The organism is Pseudomonas sp. NPDC088414 (assembly GCF_044753325.1).
In the GTDB taxonomy this organism is placed as follows: Bacteria; Pseudomonadota; Gammaproteobacteria; order Pseudomonadales; family Pseudomonadaceae; genus Aquipseudomonas.
Genome location: NZ_JBIVMY010000040.1, coordinates 1 through 2,624, shown reverse-complemented (window position 1 = coordinate 2,624; position 2,624 = coordinate 1). Strand labels below are relative to the sequence as shown.

The following is a 2,624-nucleotide window of genomic DNA, read 5'->3' as shown; positions in this document are numbered from 1 at the left end:
CCTCCCAAAAACCCGGCGTACAGGCTGAAGATCGTAGCCGCGAATTTTACGAGAAGCCAACTTCTGAGCGTAAGCGCAAAGCAGCAGCCGCTGTTAAGCGTCACGCCAAGAAAGTTCAGCGCGAACAGCGCCGCGCCGTTCGTCTGTACTAATACACAGACGATCGTAGCAAGCTTCTTGCCTAAGCCCGGCCCTCAGCCGGGCTAATGGCATTTGCGTAAAACGCTTGATGCTTCACCGTCAAAGCCGCACACGCGACCGAGACAAATCCGCTTCACGCGTCAGACCTGGCTCTTTTGCCAGCGGTGCACGTCTTTTCTGACGAGCCTTTCAAGGCTACTGACGAGCACACCCACTGATTCCTCTCACGACGATCAGCCCAAGGCACCCGCACGCGTGCCCGCTTTATTGAGCTATCCGAGGCCATTTATCGGCCGTCTGCGGATTCAGCGCAACACTTTCAAATAGTCGAAGACTGATTGGTACTAACGTCAGTGGATTTTCGGCAGATACACTTCCCGACAGCGATCACGCAAACGACACCGGTCGAGCCGCCCATTTTGTGCGCTTCACTCAAGACCTGCGTCCGGCCGCCCTTCGCATCGGACTCATTACAGCACAGACGAGAACGCCATGGCCGGGCTGATTCCCCAGAGCTTTATTGACGACCTCCTGAACCGCACCGACATCGTCGATGTGGTCAGCTCGCGCGTGCAACTGAAAAAGGCCGGCAAGAACTACACCGCCTGCTGCCCGTTTCACAAAGAGAAAACCCCGTCGTTCAGCGTCAGCCCGGACAAGCAGTTCTATTACTGCTTCGGCTGCGGCGCCGGTGGCAACGCCCTGGGCTTTCTCATGGATCACGACAACCTGGATTTCCCCCAGGCCGTCGAGGATCTGGCCAAAGCCGCCGGCATGGAAATCCCGCGTGAAGAAAGCGGCCGCCCGCACAAACCGCGGCAGCCGACCGATTCGCCGCTGTATCCGCTGCTGACCGCCGCCGCCGACTTTTACCGGCAGGCGCTCAAGAGCCATCCAGCACGAAAGGCTGCGGTGGATTACCTCAAGGGCCGCGGGCTGACCGGTGAGATCGCCCGGGACTTCGGTCTCGGTTTCGCGCCACCGGGCTGGGACAACCTGTTCAAACACTTGAGCAGCGACACTTTGCAGCAGAAGGCCATGATCGACGCCGGCCTGCTGATCGAAAACGCCGAAACCGGCAAACGCTATGACCGCTTCCGCGATCGCGTGATGTTCCCGATCCGCGATACCCGCGGCCGGATCATCGCTTTCGGTGGCCGGGTACTGGGTGACGACAAACCCAAATACCTGAACTCGCCGGAAACCCCGGTCTTCCATAAAGGCCAGGAACTCTACGGCCTCTATGAAGCACGCAAGAACAACCGCAACCTCGACGAAATCATCGTCGTCGAGGGTTATATGGACGTCATCGCCCTCGCCCAGCAAGGCTTGCGCAATGCCGTCGCGACCCTGGGCACAGCGACCAGCGAAGAACACCTCAAGCGCCTGTTTCGCGTGGTGCCGAACGTACTGTTCTGTTTCGACGGTGACCAGGCCGGCCGCAATGCGGCATGGCGCGCGCTGGAAGCGACACTGCCGTGCCTGCAGGACGGGCGCCGTGCGCGCTTCCTGTTCCTGCCGGAAGGCGAAGACCCGGATACCCTGGTCCGCGCCGAAGGCACTGACGCCTTCAAGGCCCGAATCAACCAACATGCGCAGCCGCTGGCGGACTATTTTTTCCAGCAACTGACCGAAGAAGCCGATCCTCGCTCGCTCGAAGGCAAGGCCCACATGGCTACCCTCGCCGCGCCGCTGATCGACAAAGTGCCGGGCGCGAACCTGCGCATTCTGATGCGTCAGCGCCTGACCGAAATCACCGGCCTGAGCAGCGAAACCGTCAGCCAGCTGGCGCAAAGCGCGCCGCAGGAAGCGTCGCCCGCGTACGATCCGGGCATCGATTACGACGCAATGCCGGACTACAGCGACTACCATCAGCCGCAGGCACAGGACATGTATGTGCCGCAGCAGGAGTGGACGCCGAAGAAACCCGGCGCCGGCGGCAAGAAATGGGACAAGAAACCCTGGGACAAGAATGGCAAGCGTGGCGGCGATCGCGATCAACAGCGCCCGCGCACGCCGATTGGCGTCGAGTCGCCTACCCTGACCGCCCTGCGTACATTGCTGCATCACCCGCAACTGGCCGAGCGCGTCGAGGACGCCGGGCACATTGCGGACGAAAATCAGACCAACGCACAGTTGCTTGTGGCACTGCTCGAAGCCGTACAGAAGAATCCCAAGCTAAACTCATTTCAGTTGATCGCGCGATGGCACGGCACTGAACAGGGTCGCCTGCTCAAGGCACTGGCGGAAAAGGAGTGGCTGATTGACGGAGAAAACCTTGAACAACAGTTTTTCGACACCATTACTAGCTTGTCAGCCCGCCAACGCGAGCGAAATCTGGAACAGTTGCTCAGGAAAGCGCGTCAAAGCGAACTGAGCGCCGAAGCGAAAAATCAACTGCGCGACCTTTTAAGTCGATATGTTTCCGCATCAAACCCGACCTCAACTGGCGCGTGAGGTCATTGCTCAGGTATTTTCCTCGG

General features: G+C 59.8%; 2 protein-coding genes. Both read left to right on the top strand.

Features of this window, described 5'->3' with window-relative positions:
• Nucleotides 1-152: 30S ribosomal protein S21 (gene rpsU / locus ACIP8I_RS24160; protein WP_400764452.1), on the top strand; the 152-nt coding region annotated here is incomplete at its 5' end.
• A gap of 481 nt (nucleotides 153-633) precedes the next feature.
• On the top strand, nucleotides 634-2,598 hold the full coding sequence (dnaG, locus tag ACIP8I_RS24155; protein ID WP_400764421.1) for a DNA primase: 1,965 nt from the start codon (nucleotides 634-636) through the stop codon (nucleotides 2,596-2,598).
• Nucleotides 2,599-2,624: the final 26 nt, after the last annotated feature.

Coding starts and splice junctions, on each gene's coding strand:
- dnaG (WP_400764421.1), top strand. CDS start 634: ATGGCCGGGCTGATTCCCCAGAGCTTTATTGACGACCTCCTGAACCGC.